The sequence below is a fragment of the Bradyrhizobium sp. i1.15.2 genome (assembly GCF_040548425.1).
Taxonomy (GTDB): domain Bacteria; phylum Pseudomonadota; class Alphaproteobacteria; order Rhizobiales; family Xanthobacteraceae; genus Bradyrhizobium; species Bradyrhizobium canariense.
On the sequence record NZ_JBEPRQ010000023.1, the window covers coordinates 84,154 to 109,537 of the forward strand.

The window sequence follows — 25,384 nt, forward strand, 5'->3', positions numbered from 1 at the left end:
GCCATGCAACAGCAGAGTGCAGACAGCATCGATCTTGCCGGCCTCGTCACCGATCTCAACAGCCTGTTGCGGCTGAAGACCACGGTGATCGGCATGAAGCTGTTCGCGCGGACCGCGGACATGGAGGCAATCCCGAAGATCCGGCGGCCGAACGCGGTCCACACCACCGACCAGATCGTCAGCATGGCGGCGCGTCTGGGCTGGACCGTCGGCATCACCGCCGACGATCTCGTCGGCGCGCAATGCCGCGCCGTGATCGGTCTTGCACCGCAGGATGAGAAATGGCTCGCCGGCGAAAACTATGTCGGGGTCTGGCACGGCACGGCCGAGGACGCACGCAAGCGCCAGGAGGCGTTGGACGTGGTTCCGTTCGGGCAATATCAGGCGCTTGCGGTCAGCCCGCTGGCGAGCGGCCGGCTCGATCCGCCGGACATCTGTCTCGTCTATGCGACGCCGGGGCAGATGATCATCCTGATCAACGGGCTGCAATATACCGGCTACAAGAAGTTCGAATGGGGCGTGGTCGGCGAGACCGCCTGCGCCGACTCCTGGGGCAGGGCGCTCAAGAGCGGCGAGCCCAGCCTGTCCTTGCCATGCTATGCCGAACGGCGCTATGGCGGCGTGCCGGACGAGGAGATGCTGATGGCCTTGAAGCCCGAGCATCTCGCCAAGGCGGTTGTGGGCATGAAGGCGTTGGCCAAGAACGGACTGCGTTATCCGATCCCGCCCTATGGTATCCAAAGCGACGTCCGTGCCGGCATGGGCGTGAGCTACGCGAAGAAGTAAAGCAAAGGCCGACCATGAGCTCTGCGAAATTCGACATCGTCGTCTATGGCGCGACCGGTTTTACCGGCCAGCTCGTCGCCGAATACCTGACCCAGCATTACAAGAGCGACCATTCGCTCAAATGGGCGATGGCGGGCCGCAGCCTCGGCAAGCTGAAATCGGTCCGCGATGCGATCGGCGCGCCCGGGAATACAGAGCTTATTGTCGCGGATGCGTCGGATGCGGCCTCGCTGAAGGCGATGGCGGAACGGACGATGTCGGTGATCACCACCGTCGGGCCGTATCAGCTCTACGGTGAGGAACTGCTCGCGGCCTGCGTGGCCACGGGCACGGATTATTTCGATCTCTGCGGCGAGCCGATCTGGATGCGCCAGATGATCGACAAGTACGAGGCGGCTGCAAAAGAGAGCGGCGCGCGGATCGTGTTTTCCTGCGGCTACGATTCCGTGCCGTTCGAGCTCGGCACGTTCTTCGTCCAGGAAGAAGCCAAACGTGTGTTCGGCGCGCCGGCCTCGCGGGTGAAAGGGCGTGTGCGCGACATGCGCGGCACGCTCTCGGGCGGCACCGCCGCGAGCGCGAAGGCGACCTTCGATGCGGTGGCCAAGGATCTCAGCCTTGTCGCCATTCTCAACGATCATTTTGCGCTGACGCCCGGCTTCACCGGCCCGAAGCAGCCGAAAGGCAACAGGGCCGCCTTCGAGGAGGACCTGCAATCCTGGGCGGCGCCGTTCATGATGGCGCTGATCAACACGCGCAACGTTCACCGCTCCAACATGCTGATGGGATTTCCCTACGGCCAGGACTTCGTCTACGACGAGATGGTCCTGACCGGTCCCGGCGAGAAGGGCGAGGCCAACGCCAAGCTCGTGATGGCTGCCAATGCGGGCAAGACCGGCCCCGACGCACCGAAGCCCGGCGAGGGTCCGTCGAAAGAAGAGCGCGACAACGGTCTGTTCGATCTGCTCTATATCGCGATCGCGCCCGATGGCCGCATGGTTCGCGCCGGCGTCACCGGCGACCGCGATCCCGGCTACGGGTCGACCTCGAAGATGATCTCCGAATGCGCGATCTGCATGCTGCGTGACACGACCGACGTCGCAGCCGGCTTCTGGACCCCGGGCGCGGCGATGCAGCACAAGCTGATCAAGCGGCTGCAGGAGAATGCTGGGCTGACCTTCGCTGTGGAAGCTTAAAGCCCACGATCCCCAGGAAGCCGATCCGTGCCCGCAAAATTCGACATCGTCGTCTACGGCGCAACCGGATATACCGGCCAGCTCGTCGCCGAGTACCTGGCCGCACATTACGTCGGTGACGGCGCGCCGACATGGGCGATGGCGGGGCGCAGCAGTGACAAGCTCGCATTGGTCCGCGATGCGATCGGCGCGCCTGCCGACACGCCGCTCATCGTTGCGGACGCTGCCGATTCTACGTCATTGCGGGCGATGGTCGATCAGGCGAAGCTGGTCGTCACCACGGTCGGTCCATACCAGCTCTATGGCTCCGATCTGCTTGCCGCCTGCGTCGCGTCGGGCACCGACTACGTGGATCTCTGCGGCGAGCCGATCTGGCTGAAGCAGATGATCGACAAGCATGAAGCCGCAGCGAAAGCGAGCGGCGCCCGGATCCTGTTCTCCTGCGGATTCGACTCGGTGCCGTTCGAACTCGGTGCGTTCTTCGTGCAAGAGCAGGCCAAGCGCGCGTTCGGCGCACCGGCACCGCGCGTCAAGGGCCGCGTCCGCGACCTCAGCTGGAAATTCTCGGGCGGCACTTCGGCAAGTGCAAGGGTCACCTTTGAGGCGGTGGCGCAGGACCTCAGCCTGGTGTCGATCCTCAAAGACCCATTTGCCTTCACGCCGGGCTTCGAGGGACCGAAACAGCCGCGCGGCAACAGGCCCATCTTCGAGGAGGACCTGCAATCCTGGTCCGCACCGTTCGCGATGGCGATCCTCAACACGCGCAATGTCCATCGCTCCAACTTGCTGATGGGATTCCCGTATGGCCGGGATTTTGTCTACGACGAAATGGTGCTGACGGGGGCGGGGGAGGAAGGGCAGGCCAACGCCAAGCGCGTCATGGCCGCTAACAGCGAAAAGACCGGTCCTGAAGCGCTCAAGCCCGGCGAAGGCCCCTCAAAGGAGGAGCGCGACAACGGTCATTACGACCTGCTCTATGTCGCGATTGCTTCCGATGGCCGTCAGGTTCGCGCGGCAGTCAAGGGCGATCTCGATCCGGGTTATGCGTCGACGGCGAAGATCATCTCCGAATGCGCAATCTGCCTGTTGCGCGACACGCCGAACGTAGAGGCCGGCCTCTGGACCCCGGGAGCAGCGATGCAGCACAGGCTGATCAAGCGGCTGCAGGAGAATGCAGGGCTGACGTTCACGGTGGAGAAGTAGCTGTCACCTTCCCTTCTCCCAGGCGGCGAAACCGACCTTTCATCCTCAAGCCGTCTCGCGTGTTGAGCACGAGCAAGGTGATGTTCACAGCTCCTGCGGCAAGCTCGACAGCCTGCACCGCATAGAAGACTGCATCAAACTCGGCGGCGCTCGCCTTATGTGCGAGGAACAGTGCGGCGGGGACGAGGACCAGGACGCCATTGCCGGCGATCAGCGGCATTCGCTTGATCTTGGCGCCGACCAGGCCGGCTCGCCGACCCCGTGCCAGCGTAAGGCCCGTGCCCCCCGCCGCCGCCAGCGCCGGGACCAGCAAAAGAAAGCCCCATGGTATGGCGGTCTTGACGGCGGTGATGACGGCTTGGGATGCGAAAAGCTCGCTGAGTGCGGTCGACAACCAAAATGTCGAGATGGTCAGAAGCGCGATTGCGCCAGCAATGGGATGGATCACCTTGATCATGATTGGGTTCCCTTGACCGAAGACGGCCAGCCTGTTCAATGTGACATGATGATGTCGATATTTATGCTGCAGAGAACCATATTGACATTATGATGTCAACTAAGGCATGGTAACAATATGCGCGCTACCAAGCGATCCCCGGCCGGTGATGCTTTGACTGAGCTCATTCTCGATCTGTTCAGGGTCAACAACCTGACCGTGACGTGGGGCGACCGGCTGGTCGCTCCGCTCGGCCTGACCAGCGCGCGCTGGCAAATTCTGGGGGCAATCGTAGCCGCGGACCGCGCCCAGCCGGTCGCCTGGCTCGCCCGCGACCTCGGAGCGAACCGCCAGAACGTTCAGCGCATCGTCAATGACCTGGCCCAGGAAGGGCTCGTTACGTTCGAGCCCAATCCACATCACCGTCGCGCGCACCTTGTGGTGCTGACGGACAAGGGACGGAAGACTTACGACGCTGCCATCCGCCTGTATGACCCCAGAATCAACTCCCTGGTGCAAGGTCTCCCGATGGAAGACCTCAGGATCGCCGGTCGCCTCATGAAGGCGCTGCGCAAGAAGCTTGAAGACGAGGAGAGTGCTACAGGCGCCTGAGCGAATCCTCGTGCCGACGTCCGCTCACGTGGAGCCGAATGATCGGGGATTCGAAGATTGAGCAGGTCTATGGTCGGAAGACAATCCGGTGGTCATCCGCAGCGTCGTTCCAGGCCTCGGCTATCGCCGTGAGGGGCAACGTCTTCACCGGGGTGTCAAAACCGCCGGCTGGCAGAGCCGCCAAAAGTTCTCCGGCCCCCGAGATCAGTTCCGAAATCGAGAGACTGCCGATCCCGCTGCCAAGAATCTCCAGGCCAGAGCTGCGCAGCGCATGCGCCGAAAGTGGGATTGTTTCTCCAGCGATTGAGCCGAGCTGGACGTAACGAATGGCAGGTTCTCCACTGCGAGATCCGCGTCCGTCCGTTGCCGCAGCGATGACTCTGGTTGCGGGCTCCCCCCAGAGATAGTCGAGAACTACATCGATCTTTTCGGAGAACGCGCGTTGCAGCGAAGCGTCCACATTTTCGTCCAGTCGGATTGTCTCGACCGTCTTGGGGAACGCGGCGAGCTTGGTTGCATTTCGCCCGGTCACGATGATCCTGCTGGCGCCCAGATAGGAGGCGATCTGAACCGCCAGGCTTCCCGCCGACCCGGTCGCACCGTTAATCAGCACGGCCTCGCTCCGCACGAACTTCGCACGGCGCGTGAGAGCAACCCACGAAGAGAGCCCGCTGGTTACGACGGCAGCCGCCCGCGCGTCGTCAATACCATCGGGCACAGGCACGGTCGCGCTCGATGCGACCAGCGACTTCTCCGCCATGGAGCCGAACGGGGACTTGGGAAATATGAAATACACCCGTTCACCGGTGGAATTCATCCCAACCCCATCGACACCAGGCACGAAGCCAGCGCTGCCCGAACTGGTATTGCTCGTGTAGTGCTTGCCCGCGGCGAGACTTTTCACGATCGGGCTCAGCGGCGCGGCGAGAACGTCGATGACCGTTTCGCCAGCCTCCGCGCAAGGCTCTGCAAACTCGCCAAAGGTCGGTGAAGAACCAAACGAATGAACAATTGCAGCTCGCATTGACTATCCCTTCACGGCGACAGGCGGTGGCGCTTGGAGGGCCACCGCTGCAAGTGCATCGGAGACCGCCGCACGCAACGGCGTCGTCGGACGACCAATAAGGTCGCTCAAGTCGCGCCGATCGTCGAACAGATCGCCCTTTGCCGCTGCGATGTCGAACCCGACGAGCATGCGCGCCACCGGCTCGGGAAGGTCCGCGCCAATGAGCGCCTCACCAAACCCTGCTTCCGACATGTTCCTGTAGACGATTGGTTTGCCTGTCTGGCGCGCAACTTCGGCCGCCAGTTCGGCAAGCGTGTAGGGCTCGTCGCCCGCCAATTCGTAAACCTTGCCCGATTGATCCTCCCGCGACGTCAGGACTGCGGCGGCGGCATCCGCGTAGTCGAGGCGGCTCGCCGACGCGATGCGCGCTTCGCCGGCGCAGCCGACAAACGCACCATGCGCAAGCGCCATTGGCAACGCGCCGAGATAGTTTTCGGTGTACCAGCCGTTGCGCAGCAACACATATGGCACGCCGCTCGCCTTCAGCAGCGTCTCGGTCGCCCGATGATCGGCGGCAAGCTCCAGTGTCGAAATGTCTGCATGCAGCAAGCTGGTATAGGCGATTAGCTCAACCCCAGATTCCTTCGCCGCGGTGATCGCGTTCTCATGCTGGCGAACCCGCTTGCCGGGCTCGCCGGCCGAGATCAGCAACAGCTTCCTTACGCCGGCGAAAGCACGTTCCAGGCCCGTGGGATCGTCGTAGTCGCCTGGGCGGACGGCAGCACCTTCAGCCTTGAAGGCCTCTGCTTTGGCTGGATCTCGGACGACGGCTGTAATCTGCTGTGCTGGCACAGCCTTCAACAAGGAAGGGATGACAAGCCGGCCGAGTTGGCCAGTGGCACCGGTCACTGCAATCATGGGATGGTCTTTCCAATATGGTTATGCAGCTTATGGATGTGACATTGGTTATAATGACTATGTTTCAACGCTCTGCGACTGGTTCTTCTTGCGCCGTCCATGACGCGGCCGAGTACGGTTCGACCTGATGCGCTTACACCGCCCGCGCGTCGTACGCGTACATGAACTCCATGCTCTTTGCGCCCAGGGGCAGCAGCCACTTCATCACTTGATTTCGCATCCACGCGCCGGTGGCGCTGAACTCGCGCTTGCTGTTGCCGTTGCGGCGGGCCATGGCGACGATCTTTTCCGTGCGAGGGCGTCGTTCGGCCTCGAAGGCCTGGAAGGTGACGCCGAGCTCCTGGCCTTGCTGCATCAACCGGGCGAGGCGCATCGCATCTTCCAGCGCGAGCGAGGCGCCCTGGCCGGCGTGCGGGCTGGTCGCATGGGCGGCATCGCCGATCAGCAGCGAGCGCTTGCGCGACCAGGTCGGCAGGGTGGCGACGTCGAGCGTGTCGGTGACCACGATGTTCTCGGCTGCATCGATGATGCCAGGGATCGGGTCGTGCCAGCCGTGGTGGAAGCCGCGCAGGTGCTGCTTCAGCGTTGCATCGTCGAGCGCGCGAAACATCGCCGCGTCCATGCCGTGCGCCGGCTGCGTGCTCCACCACATCACGCCGTCGTTCGGATCGGGACTGCAATAGCCATAGCCGAAGAAGCCGCTCTGCCCGAACGTGGTCTCGACGTGCCGACCGATCGGTCGGCCACCGAGGACGGCGTGCGGCACGAAGCCGCCGAAGCCGATCAGCCCGGTGTCGAACGGTTGCGGCCCGTCCGGCACCACTTGGCGGCGCGTCACTGAGTGCACGCCGTCGGCGCCGATCAGGAAGTCGCCTTCGGCCGTGGTGCCGTCGGCGAAGTAGGCGATGATCGGCTGGTCGCCGCGATCCTCGATCTTGATCAGGCGCTTCTCGAAATAGAGTGAAACGCAGGCGCACCAGGCCTTGTCGATCAGCATCTCGTTCAGCGTGGCGCGGCAGACATTGACCGCGGGCTGGCCGAAACGCCGCGCCATGTCGCGATTGATCGAGCCGAGCCTCTCTCCGGCTTGCGAATAGAAGTCGAACGATTCCGCGATCGAGCCGCGGCTGATCAGCTCGTTCGAAAGGCCGATCTCGTCCATGATCTGCATGCCGTTCGGTGCGATCTGAAGGCCGCCGCCGATGCCTTTCGAATAGGGCCAGGCCTCGTAGATCGCGGACTCGATGCCGGCGCGGCGCAGCAGGATGGCTGCCACTGGCCCGGCGATGCCGGCGCCGATGATCAGGGCCTTGCGGGGAGGATAGGACATGGCTTGCTCCCGACGTTTCCGTGGTGCTAGGAGAATTATGGTCGCTAAATATCTTAGTGACTAAGATATATATTGACTAAGATACGAGGTCTGCCTTGTCAAGGACGAAGGCGCGCGCTGCGCTGCTGCAGGAACTCGAGGAGGCGATGCGCAGATCGTCCGCGCAGGGCGTGCTCTATGGCCAGACCGTTGCGAACGTTGCCGGAATTGCCAATTCCGACCTCGAATGCATGGACATCCTGTATCTGGAAGGCCGTGTCACCGCCGGCCGGCTCGCCGAAGTCACGGGCCTGACGACGGGGGCCATTACCGGCGTGGTCGACCGGCTCGAAAAGGCAGGCCTGGTCCGTCGTGAGCGCGACGATGCCGACCGTCGCAAGGTCTTCATTGCCGTCGTGCCGGAGGCGATAGAAAGGCTCGGCCAGTTCTACGTGCCGATGCAGCAGGCGATGGAGAGGGTTTTTGGCGGCTATTCCGACCAGGAATTGCGCCTGCTGCTGCGCTTCGCCAATGAGGGCTACAAGGGCGTGCTGGCGGCGACTGCGGCGCTGAAGGGCCTGCTCGATACGCCGCCGGAGAAACGCCCCGATCTCAAGCTGAAGAAGCTTCGTCGCCAGCCCTAGCCTTGTAGACCTGCGCGGCCGCGATCATGCCCCACATCGCGCCCAGCATCATCCAGAAGTGCCGCCAGTGGTCGGTGTCGATCACGAAGCTTTCGCCGACGGTGCCGACGAAGGCCGAGAACACCGCAAGATAAGCGCGCTGCCACGGCACAGGCACGAAGATGTGCCTGACACCCATGATGACAGTCGTGAAGACCAGCGCGGGATAGCAGATGCCGGACAGCCAGCCGCCGGACATGAAGGCGTTGAGATAGGAGTTGTGGGTGTCCTCGGGGAAGAAGCGGTGAAATTGCAGAGGGCCGATCCCGAACGGCAGGTCGAGCGCCATCTCCGCTCCCAGGATGTGCCGGCCGAACCGGCCGAACCTGCCTTCGTCATAGCTCTGGTCGAAGCTCGCGCGCTGCTTGAACATCTCGGCGGTGGAATCGAACGACATCAACACCGCGATCAGCGCGAGGCCCAGCACCGCGGCGAGGATCGCCATGACGATGATGCGCGAGCGCTGCGCGTTGGTGCGGCTGGTCAGCACCATCAGCGCCAGCATGAAGGCGGATGTCAGCACCAGCCCGCCCCAGGCGGCGCGGGAGAACGCGAGCAGGATCGCCAGCGACATGATGCCGAAGGCGATGACGTTGCGAAACGCCTTGCCGGCCTTGTCGGAAACCACGCTCTGCAGCGAGAACAGTGCCGGCAGGATCAGGAAGGCGCCGAGCACGTTCGGATCCTTGAAGGTGCCGCGCGCGCGTCCATACAGCGTGAGGAGATCGTCGCCGCCGGGAACCAGGTGGAAGTAGCCGGCGACGGCCGAGAGCGAGGCGACCATCGCGCCGACCACGAGCCCGCGGCGGAGCATGTCAAGCCGGGCCGCGGTGTCCTCCGACGTGACCATGGCGAAGAACACGACTGTCACCGCCATGTACCAGGAGGTCGCAATCCAGCTCACCACCTCGGACTGCTCGAACAGCGGGATCGCGCTGATCGTGTAGCCGACATTGAGCAGGATCAGCATCAGCACCAGCGGCATCAAAGCGAGCCGCAGACGCAGGCCGGTGGCGAAGAAGGTGACGGTGGCCAGCAGCGTCACGATCTCGTAGGGGCTCGGCTCGATGAAGACGATCGCGCCGGAGGCGCCGACCAGCCATACCAGCGCGCGCTGGAGCGCCAGCACGCCGGGCGCAGCGCGAACGGCTGCATTCATCTCCCCGGCTGTTGCCGCATACGCCATCACATGCTCACGCTATTCTTACCACACAACTTCCGCCGTCATGCCCCGCGAAGGCGGGGCATCCAGTACTCCGAGCCGTTGGTGGCAGTTTCCGCTGCCGGTGATTACTGGATCGCCCGGTCAAGCCGGGCGATGACAGCGTAGCTCGGGCACGACAAACTCAATACGCGTTCTCGTTCTTGGTCAGCAGCGAGATCGGCGTCTTTAGCAGAATGACAAGATCGAACAGCACCGACCAGTTCTCGATGTAATAGAGATCGAACTCGACGCGTTTCTGGATCTTCTCTTCATTGTCGATCTCGCCGCGCCAGCCGTTGATCTGGGCCCAGCCGGTGATGCCGGGCTTGACCCGGTGCCGGGCGAAATAGCCGTCGACGGCTTCGTCGAACAGGCGGCTCTGCAGCTTGCCCTGCACCGCATGTGGACGCGGGCCGACCAAAGAGAGATCGCCGGAGAAGACCACGTTGAAGAGCTGCGGCAACTCGTCGAGGCTGGTCTTGCGGATGAAGCGGCCGACGCGGGTGACGCGCGAGTCGTTCTTGGTCACGACCTTCGAGGCCGTCGGATCAGCCTGGTGATGGTACATCGAGCGAAACTTGTAGACGTCGATGCGCTCGTTGTTGAAGCCGAAGCGCTTTTGTCGGAACAGCACGGGGCCGGGGCTGTCGAGCTTCACGGCCAGCGCCACCAATCCCATCACCGGCAAGGCCACGAGCAGCGCGAGGGTGCCGACCACGCGGTCGAACAGCCATTTCATCACCAGGTCCCAGTCGGTGATCGGCGCCTCGAACACGTCCAGCGTCGGCACCTCGCCGATATAGGAATAGGAGCGGGGGCGGAAGCGCAGCTTGTTGGTGTGTGCGGAGAGGCGGATATCCACCGGCAGCACCCAGAGTTTCTTCAGCATCTCCAGGATGCGCGTCTCGGCGGAGATCGGCAGCGCGAACAGCACGAGATCGACGCGGGTGCGGCGGGCGAACTCGACGATGTCGTCGACCTTGCCGAGCTTGCGCGCGCCGGCACAGGTGTCGAGCGCGCGGCTGTCGTTGCGGTCGTCGAACACGCCGAGCACGTGGATGTCGGAATCCTCCTGCCCTTTCAGGGCCTCGACCAATTGTTCGCCGTTGCGGTCGGAGCCGACGATGATAGTGCGTCGGTCGAGCCGGCCCTCGCGCCCCCAGGCGCGCACCAGCGAGCGCAGCACCAGACGCTCGCAGAGGAGCGCGGCAAGCCCGAGGACGTAAAAGGCGGCAAGCCACAGCCGCGATATTTCGCTGCCGAACTTGGCGAAGAAGGAGATGCCGATGAACAGCAGGAAGACGAACGACCAGGACGAGATCATCCGCGTCATCTGCCGGAGCTGACCACGGAACAGCTGCACCTGATAGATGTCGGCGGCCTGGAAGCAGACCACGGCGGAGATCGCGACGGCGATGATCTGCGCGGGATAGATCCAACTGAAGGAGCCGGCGTGCGGCATGACATAGCCGAGATAGAGTACGATGCCGACGAGGCTCAGCAGCGCGAAATCGGCGAGGCGTACGAAGCCGGTGATCACGATCGGCGAATAGGCGCGGGCGACCTTCTGGTTGACGACGTCAAGCGCGGCGAGCGAGAGCCGCTGGCGGCGCTCCACAAAGGGCTGGTCAGCCGGCTTCGCCGCGGCGCTGGTCGCGGCATCGAGCATCGAGCGTGCGTTGAGCGGTTCCACGGGAGTCCACGTCCATTCCAAAAACCCGCGGGCCGCGTCCTTGCGCCCCGGGCGAGCATCCCCTGGTTGGATTATCGGACAAATCGGAAGATTCTCTAAAGCGGGTCTTAAGAATGGTTAGTGATTGGTAAATGCGTCGCGATAGCCCGCGAGCACGCCCTCGACCATCGCCTGCTGGGAGAAATGCGCGGAGATGCGCTCGCGAAGTGACGAGGCGCGCTGCGCTGTTCCCAGCGGATTATCGAGCGCGGCCGCAATCGCTTCCGCCATGGCCTCCGCGTTGCTCGGCGCAAACAGCGCCGGGTTCTCCGCGCCGAAAATCTCGGGAATGCCGCCGATCTTGGACGCGATCATCGGAATGCCGGCGGCACCGGCCTCGATCACGACATAGGGCATGGAATCGCCACGCGAGGGAACGACCAGCAGCCGCCCCTTGGAGAAGCCGTAGCGTGCCTTGACGTGACCGATGAAGCGGATGGCGCTGGAGAGGCCGAGCCGCTCGACTTGCGCTTTCAGCGCCGCGGTCTCCTCACCATCGCCGCCGAGCGTCAGTGTGACCTTCTTGCCGCCCTCGTGTAGGCGCGCCACCGCTTCGACCAGCAGATCGGCGCCCTTGATGTGCCTGAACTCACCGACATAAGCGAGGTCGGTGGCGTCGTCGGCCATGATGACAGGTTCGAATTCCTCCGGCGTCACGCCATTGAAGACGCAATGCACCACGCCCTTCGGCTTGCCGACGATGCGCTGATAGGTGTCGCGGGCAAACGCGCTTTCGAACAGGAACAGGTCGGTCGCGTCCATCAGCGCACGCTCGAGCCGCGCGTAAAACTCGCCCTTGAAAGTGTTGAGGGGATAATGCAACGAGCCGCCATGCGGGGTGTAGATGCGGATGGTGTCGTCGGATCGCCGCCGCATTCGGATGAAAGCGCCGGCCTTGGCGCCGTGGCCATGCATCACGTCGGGCTTGAGCGTGGCGATCAGGCGCCGCAAGCGAAACCAGACCAGGACATCGTCAGGCGACGGTTCGCGGCGGATCGCCATCCGGTGCACGCCGAGTTTCAGCCGCGGTGCGAGTTCGGCAAGGGCCTTGTCGGCGCGTTCACCGCCGGTGAGACTGTCGGCGAGGATGCCGACATGGTGGCCACGATCGACCTGACCGTTGGCGACGTCGAGGATGTGGCGGAAGATGCCGCCGACCGGAGCGCGCACGGCGTGCAGGATGCGAAGCGGCTGGTCGGGAGAGGGGGGCATGATCAAAACCAGCGCTCGACGGCGAATGCTCGAACAATCTGACGAAATATCGAGACGGATTAAGAGCCCTCGTGGTTAACAAACTGTGACGGAAGTACCCGCGTGAGTTGCCGGGCGCTGCGATTAACCCAGCGGCAACCTTAATGGAGTGTAATCGCCTCGGTTGAGGTAGGTTCGTGGCGTTGCGCCTGCGGGAGTGTTCGATGCGTTTAGCGTTCTGGCGTGCCGGCAAGGACAAGGCGGTGGTCGAGCGGGCTGTCGCGAAGGCCGCAGCCAAGCGGGCCGAGCTCGAGCCCCCGATTGAAGCAAAGCCTGCGCCCATCGCACCGAGGCCCGCGCCAGTCGAGTCCGGCGACATCGACCTGCACGCGCTCGGCGCGGCATTGGCGCGCAAGCGGGGTTGGATCATCGTGCCGACGGTGCTGGCACTCGTCACGTCCGTCGCGATCGTCAATCTCATCACGCCGCGCTACAAGTCGGAATCCCGTATCCTGATCGACGGCCGCGAGAACGTGTTTCTGCGCCCCAACAGCGATCGCGCCGAGGAACGGCAGGCGCTCGACGCCGAAGCCGTCACCAGCCAGGTGCAGCTCGTGCTGTCGCGCGATCTCGCGCGCGAGATCATCAAGAAGAACAAGCTTGCGGAGCGGCCCGAGTTCGATCCGGTGCTGCAAGGCATTTCGCCACTGAAGTCGCTTGCGGCGCTGATCGGCATCGGCCGCGATCCGTTCTCGATGACGCCCGAAGAGCGCGTGCTGGACGCCTATTACGAGCGCCTCCAGGCCTACGCCGTCGACAAGTCACGCGTGATCGTGATCGAATTCCAGTCTGCCGATCCCGATCTCGCCGTGCGCGTCGCCAATTCGATCGCCGACGGCTATCTCGTGCTCCAGCAGGATGCGCGTCAGGATCAGGCCCGAAACGCCAGTCAGTGGTATGCCGGCAGGATCGACGAGCTGCGACGGAACGTCTCCGAGGCCGAAGCGAAGGCCGAGGACTTCCGCTCCAAGTCGAGCCTGTTCGTCGGCACCAACAACACGACCTTGTCGAACCAGCAGATGGGCGAGGTCAACACCCAGCTCAACAATGCGCGCGCGCTCAAGGCCGATGCCGAGTCCAAGGCGCGCCTGATCCGCGAGATGATCCAGAGCGGCAAGCCGATCGAATCGTCGGAAGTGCTGAACTCGGAATCGATGCGCACGCCCTCCCAGCAGCGCGTGGCGTTGCGGGCCCAGCTGGCCGAGCAATCCTCGACGTTGCTCGGCAACCATCCGCGCATCAAGGAATTGAAGGCGCAGCTCGCCGACCTGGACACCCAGATCCGCGACGAGGCCGCCAAGCTCGCCCGCACGCTCGAAAACGATGCGCGGGCCGCCAGCGGGCGCGTCCAGGAATTGTCCGCAAGCCTCGAGCAGCTCAAGAAGCAGGCGACGGCCACCAACGGCCAGGACGTGCAGCTCCGCGCCCTCGAGCGTGAGGCCAAGGCACAGCGCGACCTGCTCGAAACCTATCTCGCGAAATACCGTGAAGCCAACACCCGCGAGACCATCGACACCGCGCCGACGGATGGCCGCATCATCTCGCGCGCCATCGTCTCGAACACGCCGGCCTATCCGAAGAAGCTGCCGATCGTGCTGATCGCGACGATCGCGACACTGCTGCTTTCGTCCGGCGTCGTCGTCACCGGAGAGTTGTTGCGCCAGACTGCGCCCCGGGCGGTCGCGGTGTTCGCGCCAACGCTGACGCGGGCGTCGGCTCGCCAGGAACAAATCGTCCAGCCGGCGGTCGTCGAGCCCTTCGTCGAGCCGGTCGTCGATCCAGTCATGGCAGAACCCGCGCCGCTCCAGCCGGAGATGACGGCCGATGCCGATGTCACCGCATTCGCGGAGATCGAGCATCTGGCCGACAGCCTCCGCGCCGCCGGAGCCATGGCGAAGAAGGTTACGGTACTCGGCACTGCCAGCGGCGAAGCCATCACGCTGTCGACGCTGACCTTGGCCCGGCACCTGGCGCGCGATGCGCGGGTCGTCGTGGTCGATCTTGCCGCGTCCTCGCCGACCATGGCCGCCGTGTCCGTCGATGCCTCGGCCCCCGGTCTTGCCGAACTGATGCAGGGCGAGGCGTCGTTCGCGCAGATCATCACCCGGGACAAGCTTTCGCGGCTGCATCTGGTCATGGCCGGCCGTCCCGGCTTCGATCGCAGCCTGTTGCAGTCGCCGCGCGTGACGCTCGCGATCGACGCGCTGCTGCGCGCCTACGACCACGTGCTGCTCGATGCCGGCAGTGCCTCCGACCTTCCGGCTGAGCTCCTGACGGCGAATGCCCGCGCCGTCGTGGTGCCCGACGCGTCGATGGCGCCGGATGCGTGCGCGCTGATGCGCGAGCAGCTCAGCGCCGTCGGCTTCAGCGAAGTGACGATGCTGAGCAGGCCGGTGCAGCCGTCGGATGCGAGGGATGCGCCGCGGGTCGTGGCGGCGTGATGTCCTTGCCTCTCCGTGGGGGACCGAGCGAGCGCCTCGTCCTTCGAGACGACCGCTTCGCGGTCTCCTCAGGATGAGGCTTGGCTAAATCGGAATCCGTTGAAGCTGCTGCCGCGAACTCTGTCCTTGTCCTGAGGGCCCGCCAGAGGCGGGCGTCTCGAAGGATGGGCCGCAGGGGAGCGTTTCCCAACCGCAGAATTTCTTACCCGAACGCTCGCCGCAGCCGCTGCGCCAGGTCGAACAGCATCTGGTTCTGTTTCACCAGCCGCTTGCCGTGGCTCAGCGAGGACATCGCCATTGCCGCGAGTTTTCCACGTGACGTTAGCGGAACAAAACTGTCGAAGATGTCCTGGTCGTCCTTGCAGAACATCCGCTTGTACTCGTCCGAGCCGATGCCGAGGTCGAACGAGCGGTGGCCGCGCTCGGCGCAGCGGTCGATGATGTAGCGCATCAGGATCAGCCCGGGGCTGTAGCGGGCGTGCTCGGACATCGTGTAGGTGTTGAACATCATCGAGAAGCGCTGGCCGTCGGCGACGCCGGCGAAGATCGCAATCACCTCGTCGTCGCATTCGAGCGCATGGATGTCGATGACGCGGCCGTCACCGCGTGACGCAAGACAGGCGCTGCGGACGAATTGCTCGACGCCGGCTTCGGCGAAGACATTGGGAAGCTTCTGCTCGGCCATCCGCGCCGGCTTGACGCGGAAGAACCAGTCGAGCAGGCGGGTGATGTCCGCGTCGGTGGTCGCCAAATGATAGCGATAGCCGGCGAGCGCCTGGAGCTTCTTCTCCTTGCTCTTGAGGCGGCGGCGGAAGGAGTTGCTGATCCGCGATGCCGGGGGGCCGCCCGGTTCCATCGTGAGCAGCGGGCAGCCGTTGATCGCGCTCTGGCGCGGCAAATGCGCGAACGGGTTCTGCTGGTCGTTCCAGCGCAGAGGCTGCTGCGTCAATGCGAGCACGTCGGCATGCTCGCCAAGCGGCGCAAACAGCGCGTCGAGATCGCCGATGCCGACCTGCGCTGCAAATTCGGCGTTCCACAGGCCCATGTTGAAGGTCGTATGCTTGCCGCCCATGAAGCAGGCCGTGCGCACGCCGTGGTTCTGGCGCAGCGAGAGCGGCAGCAGCAGCAGCGGCTGATGCTCGGCGTCGCGGGCAATGACGATGAAAGGGCGGGCGCGTTCGTGCTCCCCGACCAGACGCTGCCAGGGACTGAGCAGATCAAACCGCTGATAGGGCGTGAAGAGGTGACCGGGTTGCTCGAAGGCGCGCCAGACGGCCTCGGCCGCGCCGAGATCGGTCACGATATCGACATGCGCGATACGGCCCGCTTTCGACCGCGCTGGCAATTCCGCCGTCCGGCTTTGCATCGCCGCAGCCATGGTCATTCGCGAACCTGTCGAGAAAAAATATGCGTAATTCGGCCTGTGGCCGACCTTTGCAAAGAAATGTCAACAAAGGGTAATGACTATAAGAGGGGGAACGGTCGCCGACGGGCGCGAGGTGGGACATTGGCATCCGACGACAGATGGCTGGAACGGCTGCGCCTTGAGCTGACCTGGTTCACAGGCCAGGCTGCGCTGCGCAGTCGTGGTGCCGGCGCCATCCTGCGCTTTGCGCATGTGCGGCCGCGGCGGCGCGGCGGGTTTCAGCCGTCGCGCGAGAACGAGATCACGCCGCATTTCCTCGATCGCGCCATTCGCGCGCTGAAGCGGTGGAAGTATGATTTTATCGGCATGGACGAGGTCTGCCGGCGCGCGGTGACGCTGTCGGAACACCGCCGCTTCGTGGCGCTCACTTTCGACGGCGCCGGCAAGGATCTGATCGACTTTGCCTATCCGGTGCTGGCGCGCCACGCCGTGCCCTTCACGATCTACGTGCCCACGGCGTTTCCCGATGGCGTCGGCGAGGCCTGGTGGCTCGGCCTCGAACAGGTGATCGCGCGCGAGAGCCGTGTCAGCCTGATGATGGGCGAGAAGGAGCAGCGCTTCACTGTCGCTGATAACGCCGGGAAGCAGGCGCTGTTTTCGTTCGTCGAGGCCTGGCTGCACTCGCTGCCGACGGCGGATGTGTCGGCTGCGATCGCTGACCTCTGCACGCGCTACCGGGTCGACCTTGCCGCGCTCTCACGCGAGGCATCGATGAATTGGGAGGATCTGGCGAGGCTTGCGGCCGATCCGCTGGTGACGATCGGCAGTGCGACCGTGAACTATCCCGTTCTCGCCAACATGAAGGATGCGGCCGCGCTGCGCGAGATGACGATGGGCAAGGCGGTGGCGGAGGCGGCCTTCGCTCGCGACATCCGGCATCTCGCCTTTCCGTTCGGCGATCGCGCCTCGTTCCGGCGCAGCCATGTCATCATGGCGGAGGAGGCCGGCTTTGCCAGTGCTGTGACGACGATCCCGGGCGTCGTGGACGCGGAGGGCCGCACCAATCTGCGCGCGTTGCCGCGCATTTGCTGGGATGGCCGGGTGCGCTCGCTGCGCATGATGCGGGTGCTGGTGTCGGGCACGGCCTTTGCGCCGGTGAAGCCGACGGGCACTGCGACACCCTAAAAGCGCTACGAACTGGAAGCGCTACGAGCTCGACTTGGCCCGGTCGGGCCGCTGCATCCAGCTCACGATCGGCATCGCCGGCAGCACCCAGCCCATGCCGACCACCACGTAGTAGATTGCCTGCCGCCAGCCGGACTCGGCGATCCACGGCATCTGCGCCAGCGCCATGCCGAGCAGGGCCCAGACGGTGGCGAGCACCAGGAGCAGGATGGTGCCGAGGAACTTGCGGGTGCGGATCGTCATGACGGAGTATCGCGGCTTTCGCGTAACTTGCGCTGCGGGAGCGGGGGACTATAAGGGGCACGCAGTTTGGTTCAAGCCTTGCCGGTTCAAGCTCTGGTTTTGCCTCGAATGACGACGATTTCCGCCCCGTCCGAGCCGCATCGCGCCGTGCGCTGGTGGCTGATCTCAGTGGCTGCGCTGATTGCGCTGATGGTGCTGGTCGGCGGTGCGACGCGGCTGACGGAATCCGGGCTCTCGATCGTCGAATGGAAGCCGGTCACGGGCAGCGTGCCGCCACTCTCGGAAACGCAGTGGACGGCGGCCTTCGAGGCCTACAAGAAGATCCCGCAATATCGCGAGCTCAACGCCGGCATGAGCCTGTCCGAGTTCAAGGAGATCTTCTGGTGGGAATGGAGCCACCGGTTGCTCGGCCGTTTCATCGGCGTCGCCTATCTGTTGCCGTTCCTGTTCTTCCTCTGGCGCGGCGGCCTGTCCGGTGATTTGAAGCGGCGGCTGTGGCTGTTGTTCGGGCTCGGCGGGCTCCAGGGCGCGGTCGGCTGGTGGATGGTGGCCTCGGGGCTGTCTGAACGCGTCGAGGTGTCGCAATATCGGCTGGCGACGCATCTTGTGCTCGCGCTCATCATCTTCGCCGGCATCGTCTGGACGGTGCGGCGGCTCGCAGAACGGCCGCAGATCGCGGCATCGTCGCGGCTGCGCTTCACGAGCGGCTTGCTCCTCGTCGTGACCTTTATCCAGATCTATTTCGGTGCGCTGGTTGCGGGCCTGCGCGCCGGTCGCGCCTACAACACCTGGCCGCAGATCGACGGCGCGTTCATTCCCTCAGGCGAGCGGCTGTGGTTCGAGACGCCGTGGTGGCGCAACATGTTCGACAATGTGCTGACGGTGCAGTTCGAGCACCGCATGACGGCCTATGCGCTGTTGGCGCTGGCGGCGTTGCACGCGTTCGATGCGGTGCGTTCACGCGCGGGATCCGCGGCGCGCGGCGCGCTCTTGCTGCTGGGCGCGATAAGCCTGCAAGCATTGCTCGGCATCCTCACGCTGCTCAACCAGGTGCCGATTGATCTCGCGCTCGCACATCAGGCGGTCGCGATCGTGGTGCTGACGCTTGCGGTGACGCAGATGGAGCGGCTCGCTCCACGGCATTCAACCGAAGCGCAGCCGCGCGCGGTTCCCATCGGTCAGGCCGGCTGATCGGATCTGCTCTTCAGCAATAGCCGTAGATGCCGCACGAGTAGGGCAGGCGCCAGAAATAATCGACCTGCTTCCCGCCGTAATACGAGCCCTGGTAATCGTAGTCCCAGGGACGGCCGTAATAGCCCGGCAGCGTGTGCGAGCCCGGCAGCAGTGGTGTACCCGGCAAATTGCGGATGTAGCTGCCGATGCCGTAGGCCGGCGAGATCAGCGCATCCGGATCGGTCTCGACATAGACCTGCGGCGGCTCCTGTGGCGGAGCGGCAGCCCGTCGCCTCGGCGTGGCCGGCAAATCGGCGGCAATCGCAGCTGAGACCGTCAGCATCGCCGCAAGGGCAGGCACCATCCAGCGCAGCATCGTCGGCTCCGAATCAAAGGGGCGATCCAGTGACGATGTATGCGGCAGATATGGTTAATGACTGTTAACGGCGATCGTCATTCCGGGGCGGTGCGAAGCACCGAACCCGGAATCCAGAGCTTATGATGCGACGTCGAGATTCCGGGTTCGCGCTGTCGCGCGCCCCGGAATGACGGTGATGCTACGTACCCAGCGCCTGTTCCAAATCGGCGATCAAATCTTCCTTGTCCTCGATGCCGATCGAAAGCCGCACCACGTCGGGGCCGGCGCCGGACTTGATCTTGGCAGCGTCGTCGAGCTGGCTGTGCGTGGTCGAGGCCGGATGGATGACGAGCGAGCGGGTGTCACCGACATTGGCCAGATGCGAGAACAGCTGCAACTTCGACACCAGGCTGACGCCGGCATCGTAGCCGCCCTTCAGGCTGAAGGTGAACACGGCGCCGGCGCCCTTCGGTGCGTATTTGCGCGCGAGCTGGTTGTACTTGTCGCTTGCAAGCCCCGCATAGTTCACCGCGGCCACCGCCGGATGGCCGGCGAGGAATTCGGCGACCGCTTTGGCATTGTCGCAGTGCTTCTGCATGCGCAGCGGCAATGTCTCGATGCCGGTGAGGATCATGAAGGCGTTGAACGGCGACAGCGCGGGTCCGAGGTCGCGCAGGCCGAGTACGCGGCAGGCGATCGCGAAGGCGAAATTGCCAAACGTCTCCTGCAGCCGGATGCCGTGATATTCGGGCCGCGGCTCGGAGAGCATCGGATATTTGCCGCCGGTCGACCAGTCGAAGGTGCCGGCATCGACGATGATGCCGCCGATCGAATTGCCGTGGCCGCCGAGAAACTTCGTCAGCGAGTGCACGACGATGTCGGCACCATGATCGATGGGACGGATCAGATAGGGCGAGGCCAGCGTGTTGTCGACGATCAGCGGGACGCCTGCCTTGCGCGCCACCGTCGAGATCGCCTCGATGTCGGTGATGCTGCCGGCGGGATTGGCGATGGACTCGATGAAGATTGCTTTCGTGCGCGGCGTGACCGCGCGCTCGAAGCTCGCGATGTCGTCGGGATCGGCCCACACCACGTTCCAGCCGAAGCTCTTGAACGCGTGCGTGAACTGGTTGATCGAGCCGCCATAGAGCTTTCGCGCGGCGATGAACTCGTCGCCGGGCTGGAGCAATTGCTGCAGCACCACGACCTGCGCGGCATGGCCCGAGGCCACCGCAAGCGCGGCAGTGCCGCCTTCGAGGGCCGCGACGCGCTCTTCCAGCACCGCATTGGTGGGATTGCCGATGCGGGTATAGATGTTGCCGAACGCCTGCAGGCCGAACAGCGAGGCGGCATGGTCGGCGTCGTTGAAGACGAATGACGTCGTTTGATAGATCGGAGTCGCGCGCGCACCGGTGGTGGGATCGGGCTGTGCACCGGCATGCACGGCGAGGGTCGAAAATCCCGGAAGGCGATCGCTCATTGAGGGCGTCCTGTTCTCGTGGTCTGAAATCGCGCGGCATGCTGATTGGCGCCGCGGCTGCCGTCAAGGCGGGGCTTCACATCGGAACGATCGTGCTACGCATTGTCGCGTTCGCGAAATGAAACCTTCGCAACTGCGTCAGCTTTGCTCAGTCTTGTTTTTGGCGGCGCGGTCCGAGGCCGCGGTTTCGCCGCCGCCAACACTCATCCGATTGAGGGATAGCCGCATGCCCTGCGTCGGCGCCGGCGCGCGCTTGGAGCTCAGCGTGCGCGAATTGACGCCCATCCAGGAGATCTCCGAGGACAGGCGGCCATATTCGATCTTGGGGCAGCGGTTCATCACCACCTTGATACCAACCGATTCCGCCTTCAGCGCCGCCGCATCGTCGCGCGCCCCCAACTGCATCCAGATCACCATCGGCAGCGGATCAAGCGTGAGGGCTTCCTCGACCACCGGCATGATGTGACTGGAGTTGCGGAAAATGTCGATCATGTCGACGGGACGGTCAATGTCGGACAGCGAGGCGACGAAGGGTTTTCCGAGCAGCTCCTTTCCGACATGGCCGGGATTAACCGGAATCATGTCGTAGCCGCGCTGGGCCAGATATTTGAACGCGAAATAGCTCGGCCGCACGTTGGCCGGCGAGGCACCGACCATCGCGATCGATTTCACGTTGTTGAGGATGCCCCGGATGTAATTGTCGGGATAGGCGTCGTGGTTCATCTTCTTCTTTCTCTGACCTCATGGTGAGGAGCGCGGCACGCGCGTCTCGAACCATGAAGCCGCAGTCGGGCCTCTATCCTTCGAGACGCCGCGTTCCGCGGCTCCTCAGGATGAGGAGTTGACTATTCATCCCGCCATGTCGGCGTACGCTTCTCGATGAAGGCGCCGATGCCTTCCTCGGCGTCTCGCGCCATCATGTTCTCGGTCATCACCTCTGCCGCATAGCGATAGGCGTCTGCAAGGCTCATCTCGGCCTGGCGGTAGAACGCCTCCTTGCCGAGCTTGACGGTATAGGCGGATTTCAGCGCGACCTGTTCGGCGAGCGCAATGGCGGCGGCGCGCTCGGTGCCGGCGGCGACGACACGATTGACGAGGCCGATCTCGCGGGCGCGTACGGCCGGGATCGGCTCGCCCGTCAGCAACATCTCCATCGCCTGCTTGCGCGGCACGTTGCGCGACAGCGCCACCATCGGCGTCGAGCAGAACAGGCCGATGTCGACGCCGGGGGTAGCGAAGTGTGCTGCTTCCGAGGCGATCGCGAGATCGCAGCTTGCCACGAGCTGACAGCCCGCGGCGGTCGCGATGCCCTGGACGGATGCGACCACGGGCTTGGGCAGGTGCACGATCGCCTGCATCATCGCGCTGCAGGCGGTCATCATCTCGGCGAAGAAGGCACGGCCGCGATCCGGGTCGGCGCGGCGCGCGGTCAGCTCCTTCATGTCGTGGCCGGCGGAGAAGGCGGGACCGTTGGCCGCGATTACGACGCCGCGGATGGCCTTGTCGTCGCGGATCTCGTTGAGCGCGGCGTGCAGGCTTGCGATCATCGTCGCCGACAGGCTGTTGCGGGCGGCCGGGCGGTTGAGGGTCAGGACCGCGATGGGGCCCACGGTCTCGCGCAGCAGGATAGGTGGTTGCGGGGAAGGGGCGCGGGCGGCCTGGACGGACATCAAAGCGTTTCCGGTTGGATTATTGCGATTGGATGACGCAGATAACTTAATGTAACAGGGGACGTGAAGCGAGGGTGAGGGGTAGCATGGCGTTAGCGAAAATGAGCGTGGCGGAGCTCGAGCAGTTCCTCCGCAACGAGTTTCCCCAGGCCTTCAGCGGCGACGACATCACGATCGAGAGCGCGGACGGTCAGGCCTGCCTTTTGCGTCAGCGCTATAGCGAAAAGATGCTGCGGCCAGGCGGAACCGTGTCCGGCCCGACATTGATGGCGCTCGCCGACTTCGCGATGTACGTGGTGCTGTTGTCCGCGATCGGGCCGATCGGGCTCGCCGTGACCACCAATCTCAACATCAACTTCCTGCGCAAGGGGCAGCCCGGGCAGGACGTGCTGGCGGAGGCGCGGCTGCTCAAGCTCGGCAAGCGCCTCGCGGTCGGCGAGGTGAAGCTGTTGTCCGGTACCTCGCCCGATCCGATTGCGCATGTCACCTCGACTTATTCCATTCCAAACGTTTGAGCTTTTTGCGGGTACCTTAATACCTTAATTCTAAGTCACTGATATTAAACACGTAAATTACGCCTTTGGGCATTGACCGCAGCGCCCCTGTTCTCTAGAAAACCGCCAGTCCGGTGCGGTGTTCGCGCCGATGCTCCCGTCCACGGAAACTCTGACATGAAAACATTTTCGGCAAAGCCGGCTGAGGTGACGAAGAAGTGGGTATTGATCGACGCCAAGGGTCTGGTCGTCGGCCGTCTCGCCACCATCGTCGCCATGCGCCTGCGCGGCAAGCACCTCCCGACCTACACCCCGCACGTTGATTGCGGCGACAACATCATCATCATCAACGCGCAGTATGCGGTTCTCACCGGCCGCAAGCGCGAGCAGAAGACCTATTACAAGCACACCGGTTACGTCGGCCACATCAAGGAGCGCACCGCGCGCCAGATCCTCGAGGGCAAGCATCCCGAGCGCGTGCTCGAGAAGGCCGTCGAGCGCATGATCCCGCGCGGTCCGCTCGGTCGGGTCCAGATGGGCAACCTCCGCGTCTATGGCGGCGCCGATCATCCGCACGAGGCCCAGACGCCCGAGAAGATCGACATCGCCAAGTTGAACCGCAAGAACACGAGGGCCGCATAACATGGCCGAATCCATTCAGTCGCTCGACCAGCTCTCGCAGCTCAAGACGGCAGCCGCGCCCGACGCGCCCAAGCACGAGAAGAAGGTCGACAAGTTCAACCGCGCCTACGCCACCGGCAAGCGCAAGGACGCGGTCGCCCGCGTCTGGATCAAGCCGGGCGCCGGCAAGGTCACGGTCAACGCGCGCGAGGTCGAGGTCTATTTCGCCCGTCCCGTGCTGCGCATGATGATTGAGCAGCCGTTCTCCGTGGCCGCGCGGTCCGGCCAGTATGACGTGATCTGCACCGTCGCCGGCGGCGGTCTGTCCGGCCAGGCCGGTGCCGTCCGTCACGGCATCTCCAAGGCGCTGACCTATTTCGAGCCGGAGCTGCGCACCGTGCTGAAGAAGGGCGGCTTCCTCACCCGCGACTCCCGCGTGGTCGAGCGCAAGAAGTACGGCAAGGCCAAGGCCCGCCGGTCCTTCCAGTTCTCGAAGCGTTAATCGCTTCGGTCGCATTCGCCGCGAAAGCGGCTTCAATGAGATGCAAAAGGGCGCTGATTTCAGCGCCCTTTTTGCTGTTCGTTTGTATGCAAATTGATGGCGTGTTTCCTGAAAACTTGGGCCCGCATGAAAACCTGAATGGAACCCGCGAGACATAGCGTCGCATTTGGAAGGGCGCGCAAATCGGCTGAGCCGATCGCGTAACTGCTATGTCTAAGAGGGGGCCGACATGATGTCGCTCGATAGCATCACGCTCTATTTGGTCGCGACCATGGTCGCCGCACTGCTCGGCGCCATGATGGTATTTTTCGGAAGGCAGGAGAACAGCCCTGCGCTGAAATGGTGGGGCACCGCGTATCTGCTCGGCGCCGCATCGGTCGCGCTCTGGACGGCGGCCGGCGACAGACTGGGGCCGCATCTTTACCTTGCGCTGAACGCGGTCGGCTTCGTCGCCTGCGGCATGGTGTGGAATGCGGCGCGCGTCTTCCACGGCCGCAAGCCGAACTGGCCGGGACTCCTGGTCGGCGCGCTCGCCTGGGCCGCTGCCGCCACACTGCTCGATCCCACCGCGTCCATGCTGCGCATGATCGTCGGCGCCGGCATCGTCTCGGTCTATGCGGCGCTGACCGCGAGCGAGCTCTGGGTCGAGCGGCGCAAGAGCCTGCAACGGCGCTGGCCGGCCTTCGTGGTTCCGGTAATGCACGGCTGTGTCTTGATGCTGCCGATCCTGCTCGGCAGTTTCCTGCGCCCGAACGATGCCGGCTTCTCCACCAGCATCTGGGTCACTGTGTTCGCGGTCGAGCTCGTGCTCTATGCCGTCGGCACCGTGTTCGTGATCTTCATGCTGGTGTCCGAGCGCACCGTCACCGCGCACCGGACCGCCGCCTCCACCGATCCCCTGACCGGCATGCTCAACCGCCGCGGCTTCTCGGAAGCCTGCGGACGCGTGATCGAGCGCGAGGCCAAGGCCGGCCGTCCCGTGACCGTGATGATCTTCGACATCGATCATTTCAAGTCGATCAACGACCGCTTCGGCCATCCCGCCGGCGACGAGATGCTGAAACTGTTCTCGACCGTCGTCGTCAGTAATCTGCGCATCAGCGACATGTCGGGTCGCATCGGCGGCGAGGAGTTCGCGGCTCTGCTGCCATGCTCGCTGGAGGAGGGCGTGCTGGTCGCCGAGCGCGTGCGTGAGGCCTTCGAGACCTCCGGCGTCGTCGTCGACGAGGGCCCGGTCGACACCACCGTCAGCATCGGCGTCGCCGGCGGTCCGGCCGGCACCGAGCTCGAAGTGCTGCTGGCCTCGGCCGACACCGCGCTCTACCAGGCCAAGCGCGGCGGCCGAAACCGCGTCGAATCGGCGGAGGAGCTGCCACTGTCGCTGGAGAACTGGCGCCGCCAGAGCGCCGCTCGGATCGGCGTGCCCAACACGCAATCCAAGACACAACCGGCGACGGCCTAGGCAAAGGAGGCCTCGCGGTAATCCCCTGTTTACCATTCGATCCCTACCATTGCGGT

Annotated in this window: 25 protein-coding genes; 12 read left to right on the forward strand and 13 right to left on the reverse strand. The window is 64.2% G+C overall.

Features of this window, described 5'->3' with window-relative positions:
• Positions 1–3: 3 nt before the first annotated feature.
• From ABIB80_RS30110 to ABIB80_RS30120, 3 genes are read left to right on the forward strand one after another with little or no spacing between them, the layout of a single operon-like run.
• The gene (locus tag ABIB80_RS30110; RefSeq protein ID WP_007603460.1) at positions 4–786 is read left to right on the forward strand and encodes a DUF169 domain-containing protein; all 783 of its coding nucleotides are present in this window, start codon (positions 4–6) and stop codon (positions 784–786) included.
• Positions 787–800: 14 nt separating this feature from the next.
• Positions 801–1,979 carry a saccharopine dehydrogenase family protein gene (locus tag ABIB80_RS30115; RefSeq protein WP_007603461.1) on the forward strand — a complete coding sequence of 393 codons (1,179 nt, stop codon included), beginning with the start codon at positions 801–803 and terminating at the stop codon, positions 1,977–1,979.
• Between the two features lie 27 nt (positions 1,980–2,006).
• Positions 2,007–3,182, forward strand: a complete 1,176-nt coding sequence (locus ABIB80_RS30120; protein ID WP_354128898.1) for a saccharopine dehydrogenase family protein — start codon at positions 2,007–2,009, stop codon at positions 3,180–3,182.
• Here ABIB80_RS30120 and ABIB80_RS30125 read toward each other — a convergent pair.
• A complete protein-coding gene (locus ABIB80_RS30125) occupies positions 3,166–3,639 on the reverse strand; it encodes a hypothetical protein (RefSeq protein WP_007603463.1) in 474 nt (157 codons plus the stop codon). The genes ABIB80_RS30120 and ABIB80_RS30125 overlap by 17 nt on opposite strands.
• A 117-nt stretch (positions 3,640–3,756) precedes the next feature.
• On the opposite strand from ABIB80_RS30125, the gene ABIB80_RS30130 reads away from it, so the two are divergent.
• A complete protein-coding gene (locus tag ABIB80_RS30130; protein ID WP_219682247.1) occupies positions 3,757–4,230 on the forward strand; it encodes a MarR family winged helix-turn-helix transcriptional regulator in 474 nt (157 codons plus the stop codon).
• A 67-nt stretch (positions 4,231–4,297) separates the two neighbouring features.
• Here the strand turns inward: ABIB80_RS30130 and ABIB80_RS30135 are convergent, their stop codons facing one another.
• The 3 genes from ABIB80_RS30135 to ABIB80_RS30145 all read right to left on the reverse strand — a co-directional run bounded on the left by ABIB80_RS30135 (position 4,298) and on the right by ABIB80_RS30145 (position 7,484).
• Complete coding sequence (locus tag ABIB80_RS30135; RefSeq protein ID WP_219682246.1) at positions 4,298–5,254, reverse strand: quinone oxidoreductase family protein; 957 nt, start codon at positions 5,252–5,254, stop codon at positions 4,298–4,300.
• 3 nt (positions 5,255–5,257) lie between these two features.
• Entirely contained in the window at positions 5,258–6,154 is an 897-nt protein-coding gene (locus ABIB80_RS30140) for an SDR family oxidoreductase (protein ID WP_007603466.1), read from the reverse strand.
• A gap of 133 nt (positions 6,155–6,287) precedes the next feature.
• Entirely contained in the window at positions 6,288–7,484 is a 1,197-nt protein-coding gene (locus ABIB80_RS30145; protein ID WP_007603467.1) for an FAD-dependent monooxygenase, read from the reverse strand.
• A gap of 146 nt (positions 7,485–7,630) precedes the next feature.
• On the opposite strand from ABIB80_RS30145, the gene ABIB80_RS30150 reads away from it, so the two are divergent.
• Complete coding sequence (locus ABIB80_RS30150) at positions 7,631–8,107, forward strand: MarR family winged helix-turn-helix transcriptional regulator (protein WP_051058561.1); 477 nt, start codon at positions 7,631–7,633, stop codon at positions 8,105–8,107.
• Here ABIB80_RS30150 and ABIB80_RS30155 read toward each other — a convergent pair.
• The 3 genes from ABIB80_RS30155 to ABIB80_RS30165 form a co-directional block, all read right to left on the reverse strand.
• The gene (locus ABIB80_RS30155) at positions 8,076–9,332 is read right to left on the reverse strand and encodes an O-antigen ligase family protein (RefSeq protein ID WP_354128899.1); all 1,257 of its coding nucleotides are present in this window, start codon (positions 9,330–9,332) and stop codon (positions 8,076–8,078) included. The genes ABIB80_RS30150 and ABIB80_RS30155 overlap by 32 nt on opposite strands.
• Positions 9,333–9,492: 160 nt before the next feature.
• Positions 9,493–11,043: an undecaprenyl-phosphate glucose phosphotransferase gene (locus ABIB80_RS30160; RefSeq protein WP_007603472.1), complete on the reverse strand. Its 1,551-nt coding sequence runs from the start codon at positions 11,041–11,043 to the stop codon at positions 9,493–9,495.
• 117 nt (positions 11,044–11,160) lie between these two features.
• Complete coding sequence (locus ABIB80_RS30165; protein WP_354128900.1) at positions 11,161–12,294, reverse strand: glycosyltransferase family 4 protein; 1,134 nt, start codon at positions 12,292–12,294, stop codon at positions 11,161–11,163.
• A 203-nt stretch (positions 12,295–12,497) separates the two neighbouring features.
• On the opposite strand from ABIB80_RS30165, the gene ABIB80_RS30170 reads away from it, so the two are divergent.
• Positions 12,498–14,774 carry a GumC family protein gene (locus tag ABIB80_RS30170; RefSeq protein WP_354128901.1) on the forward strand — a complete coding sequence of 759 codons (2,277 nt, stop codon included), beginning with the start codon at positions 12,498–12,500 and terminating at the stop codon, positions 14,772–14,774.
• A 202-nt stretch (positions 14,775–14,976) separates the two neighbouring features.
• Here ABIB80_RS30170 and ABIB80_RS30175 read toward each other — a convergent pair whose 3' ends face one another.
• A complete protein-coding gene (locus ABIB80_RS30175) occupies positions 14,977–16,158 on the reverse strand; it encodes a GNAT family N-acetyltransferase (RefSeq protein ID WP_354128902.1) in 1,182 nt (393 codons plus the stop codon).
• 123 nt (positions 16,159–16,281) lie between these two features.
• Between ABIB80_RS30175 and ABIB80_RS30180 the strand changes: the two genes are divergently transcribed.
• The gene (locus ABIB80_RS30180; RefSeq protein WP_354128903.1) at positions 16,282–17,325 is read left to right on the forward strand and encodes a polysaccharide deacetylase family protein; all 1,044 of its coding nucleotides are present in this window, start codon (positions 16,282–16,284) and stop codon (positions 17,323–17,325) included.
• Positions 17,326–17,346: 21 nt separating this feature from the next.
• Here ABIB80_RS30180 and ABIB80_RS30185 read toward each other — a convergent pair whose 3' ends face one another.
• Complete coding sequence (locus ABIB80_RS30185; RefSeq protein ID WP_007603477.1) at positions 17,347–17,568, reverse strand: DUF2842 domain-containing protein; 222 nt, start codon at positions 17,566–17,568, stop codon at positions 17,347–17,349.
• Between the two features lie 108 nt (positions 17,569–17,676).
• Between ABIB80_RS30185 and ABIB80_RS30190 the strand changes: the two genes are divergently transcribed.
• Positions 17,677–18,759: a COX15/CtaA family protein gene (locus tag ABIB80_RS30190; RefSeq protein ID WP_354128904.1), complete on the forward strand. Its 1,083-nt coding sequence runs from the start codon at positions 17,677–17,679 to the stop codon at positions 18,757–18,759.
• Between the two features lie 13 nt (positions 18,760–18,772).
• Here ABIB80_RS30190 and ABIB80_RS30195 read toward each other — a convergent pair whose 3' ends face one another.
• The 4 genes from ABIB80_RS30195 to ABIB80_RS30210 all read right to left on the reverse strand — a co-directional run bounded on the left by ABIB80_RS30195 (position 18,773) and on the right by ABIB80_RS30210 (position 22,249).
• The gene (locus ABIB80_RS30195) at positions 18,773–19,117 is read right to left on the reverse strand and encodes a hypothetical protein (protein ID WP_007603479.1); all 345 of its coding nucleotides are present in this window, start codon (positions 19,115–19,117) and stop codon (positions 18,773–18,775) included.
• 181 nt (positions 19,118–19,298) lie between these two features.
• On the reverse strand, positions 19,299–20,579 hold the full coding sequence (locus ABIB80_RS30200) for an O-acetylhomoserine aminocarboxypropyltransferase (protein ID WP_219682239.1): 1,281 nt from the start codon (positions 20,577–20,579) through the stop codon (positions 19,299–19,301).
• Between the two features lie 138 nt (positions 20,580–20,717).
• Complete coding sequence (locus ABIB80_RS30205) at positions 20,718–21,302, reverse strand: CoA-binding protein (RefSeq protein ID WP_219682238.1); 585 nt, start codon at positions 21,300–21,302, stop codon at positions 20,718–20,720.
• A gap of 122 nt (positions 21,303–21,424) precedes the next feature.
• Positions 21,425–22,249: an enoyl-CoA hydratase gene (locus ABIB80_RS30210; RefSeq protein ID WP_007603482.1), complete on the reverse strand. Its 825-nt coding sequence runs from the start codon at positions 22,247–22,249 to the stop codon at positions 21,425–21,427.
• Positions 22,250–22,335: 86 nt separating this feature from the next.
• On the opposite strand from ABIB80_RS30210, the gene ABIB80_RS30215 reads away from it, so the two are divergent.
• The 4 genes from ABIB80_RS30215 to ABIB80_RS30230 all read left to right on the forward strand — a co-directional run bounded on the left by ABIB80_RS30215 (position 22,336) and on the right by ABIB80_RS30230 (position 25,328).
• Positions 22,336–22,764, forward strand: coding sequence for a PaaI family thioesterase (locus ABIB80_RS30215; protein ID WP_007603483.1), 429 nt, complete (start codon positions 22,336–22,338; stop codon positions 22,762–22,764).
• A 156-nt stretch (positions 22,765–22,920) separates the two neighbouring features.
• Positions 22,921–23,385 (forward strand): 50S ribosomal protein L13, encoded by a 465-nt coding sequence (gene rplM / locus ABIB80_RS30220; protein WP_007603484.1) that lies wholly within the window; start codon positions 22,921–22,923, stop codon positions 23,383–23,385.
• 1 nt (position 23,386) lies between these two features.
• Complete coding sequence (gene rpsI / locus ABIB80_RS30225; protein ID WP_007603485.1) at positions 23,387–23,866, forward strand: 30S ribosomal protein S9; 480 nt, start codon at positions 23,387–23,389, stop codon at positions 23,864–23,866.
• Between the two features lie 229 nt (positions 23,867–24,095).
• Entirely contained in the window at positions 24,096–25,328 is a 1,233-nt protein-coding gene (locus ABIB80_RS30230; protein ID WP_219682237.1) for a GGDEF domain-containing protein, read from the forward strand.
• The last annotated feature ends 56 nt before the right edge of the window (positions 25,329–25,384 follow it).

What these genes read in the sequence shown, in the direction of transcription:
- ABIB80_RS30110 (WP_007603460.1), top strand. Translation starts at nt 4, where the DNA reads ATGCAACAGCAGAGTGCAGACAGCATCGATCTTGCCGGCCTCGTCACC.
- ABIB80_RS30115 (WP_007603461.1), top strand. Translation starts at nt 801, where the DNA reads ATGAGCTCTGCGAAATTCGACATCGTCGTCTATGGCGCGACCGGTTTT.
- ABIB80_RS30125 (WP_007603463.1), bottom strand. Translation starts at nt 3,639, where the DNA reads ATGATCAAGGTGATCCATCCCATTGCTGGCGCAATCGCGCTTCTGACC.
- ABIB80_RS30130 (WP_219682247.1), top strand. Translation starts at nt 3,757, where the DNA reads ATGCGCGCTACCAAGCGATCCCCGGCCGGTGATGCTTTGACTGAGCTC.
- ABIB80_RS30135 (WP_219682246.1), bottom strand. Translation starts at nt 5,254, where the DNA reads ATGCGAGCTGCAATTGTTCATTCGTTTGGTTCTTCACCGACCTTTGGC.
- ABIB80_RS30140 (WP_007603466.1), bottom strand. Translation starts at nt 6,154, where the DNA reads ATGATTGCAGTGACCGGTGCCACTGGCCAACTCGGCCGGCTTGTCATC.
- ABIB80_RS30145 (WP_007603467.1), bottom strand. Translation starts at nt 7,484, where the DNA reads ATGTCCTATCCTCCCCGCAAGGCCCTGATCATCGGCGCCGGCATCGCC.
- ABIB80_RS30150 (WP_051058561.1), top strand. Translation starts at nt 7,631, where the DNA reads ATGCGCAGATCGTCCGCGCAGGGCGTGCTCTATGGCCAGACCGTTGCG.
- ABIB80_RS30155 (WP_354128899.1), bottom strand. Translation starts at nt 9,332, where the DNA reads ATGGCGTATGCGGCAACAGCCGGGGAGATGAATGCAGCCGTTCGCGCT.
- ABIB80_RS30165 (WP_354128900.1), bottom strand. Translation starts at nt 12,294, where the DNA reads ATGCCCCCCTCTCCCGACCAGCCGCTTCGCATCCTGCACGCCGTGCGC.
- ABIB80_RS30170 (WP_354128901.1), top strand. Translation starts at nt 12,498, where the DNA reads ATGCGTTTAGCGTTCTGGCGTGCCGGCAAGGACAAGGCGGTGGTCGAG.
- ABIB80_RS30175 (WP_354128902.1), bottom strand. Translation starts at nt 16,158, where the DNA reads ATGACCATGGCTGCGGCGATGCAAAGCCGGACGGCGGAATTGCCAGCG.
- ABIB80_RS30185 (WP_007603477.1), bottom strand. Translation starts at nt 17,568, where the DNA reads ATGACGATCCGCACCCGCAAGTTCCTCGGCACCATCCTGCTCCTGGTG.
- ABIB80_RS30190 (WP_354128904.1), top strand. Translation starts at nt 17,677, where the DNA reads ATGACGACGATTTCCGCCCCGTCCGAGCCGCATCGCGCCGTGCGCTGG.
- ABIB80_RS30195 (WP_007603479.1), bottom strand. Translation starts at nt 19,117, where the DNA reads ATGCTGCGCTGGATGGTGCCTGCCCTTGCGGCGATGCTGACGGTCTCA.
- ABIB80_RS30200 (WP_219682239.1), bottom strand. Translation starts at nt 20,579, where the DNA reads ATGAGCGATCGCCTTCCGGGATTTTCGACCCTCGCCGTGCATGCCGGT.
- ABIB80_RS30205 (WP_219682238.1), bottom strand. Translation starts at nt 21,302, where the DNA reads ATGAACCACGACGCCTATCCCGACAATTACATCCGGGGCATCCTCAAC.
- ABIB80_RS30210 (WP_007603482.1), bottom strand. Translation starts at nt 22,249, where the DNA reads ATGTCCGTCCAGGCCGCCCGCGCCCCTTCCCCGCAACCACCTATCCTG.
- ABIB80_RS30215 (WP_007603483.1), top strand. Translation starts at nt 22,336, where the DNA reads ATGGCGTTAGCGAAAATGAGCGTGGCGGAGCTCGAGCAGTTCCTCCGC.
- rplM (WP_007603484.1), top strand. Translation starts at nt 22,921, where the DNA reads ATGAAAACATTTTCGGCAAAGCCGGCTGAGGTGACGAAGAAGTGGGTA.
- rpsI (WP_007603485.1), top strand. Translation starts at nt 23,387, where the DNA reads ATGGCCGAATCCATTCAGTCGCTCGACCAGCTCTCGCAGCTCAAGACG.
- ABIB80_RS30230 (WP_219682237.1), top strand. Translation starts at nt 24,096, where the DNA reads ATGATGTCGCTCGATAGCATCACGCTCTATTTGGTCGCGACCATGGTC.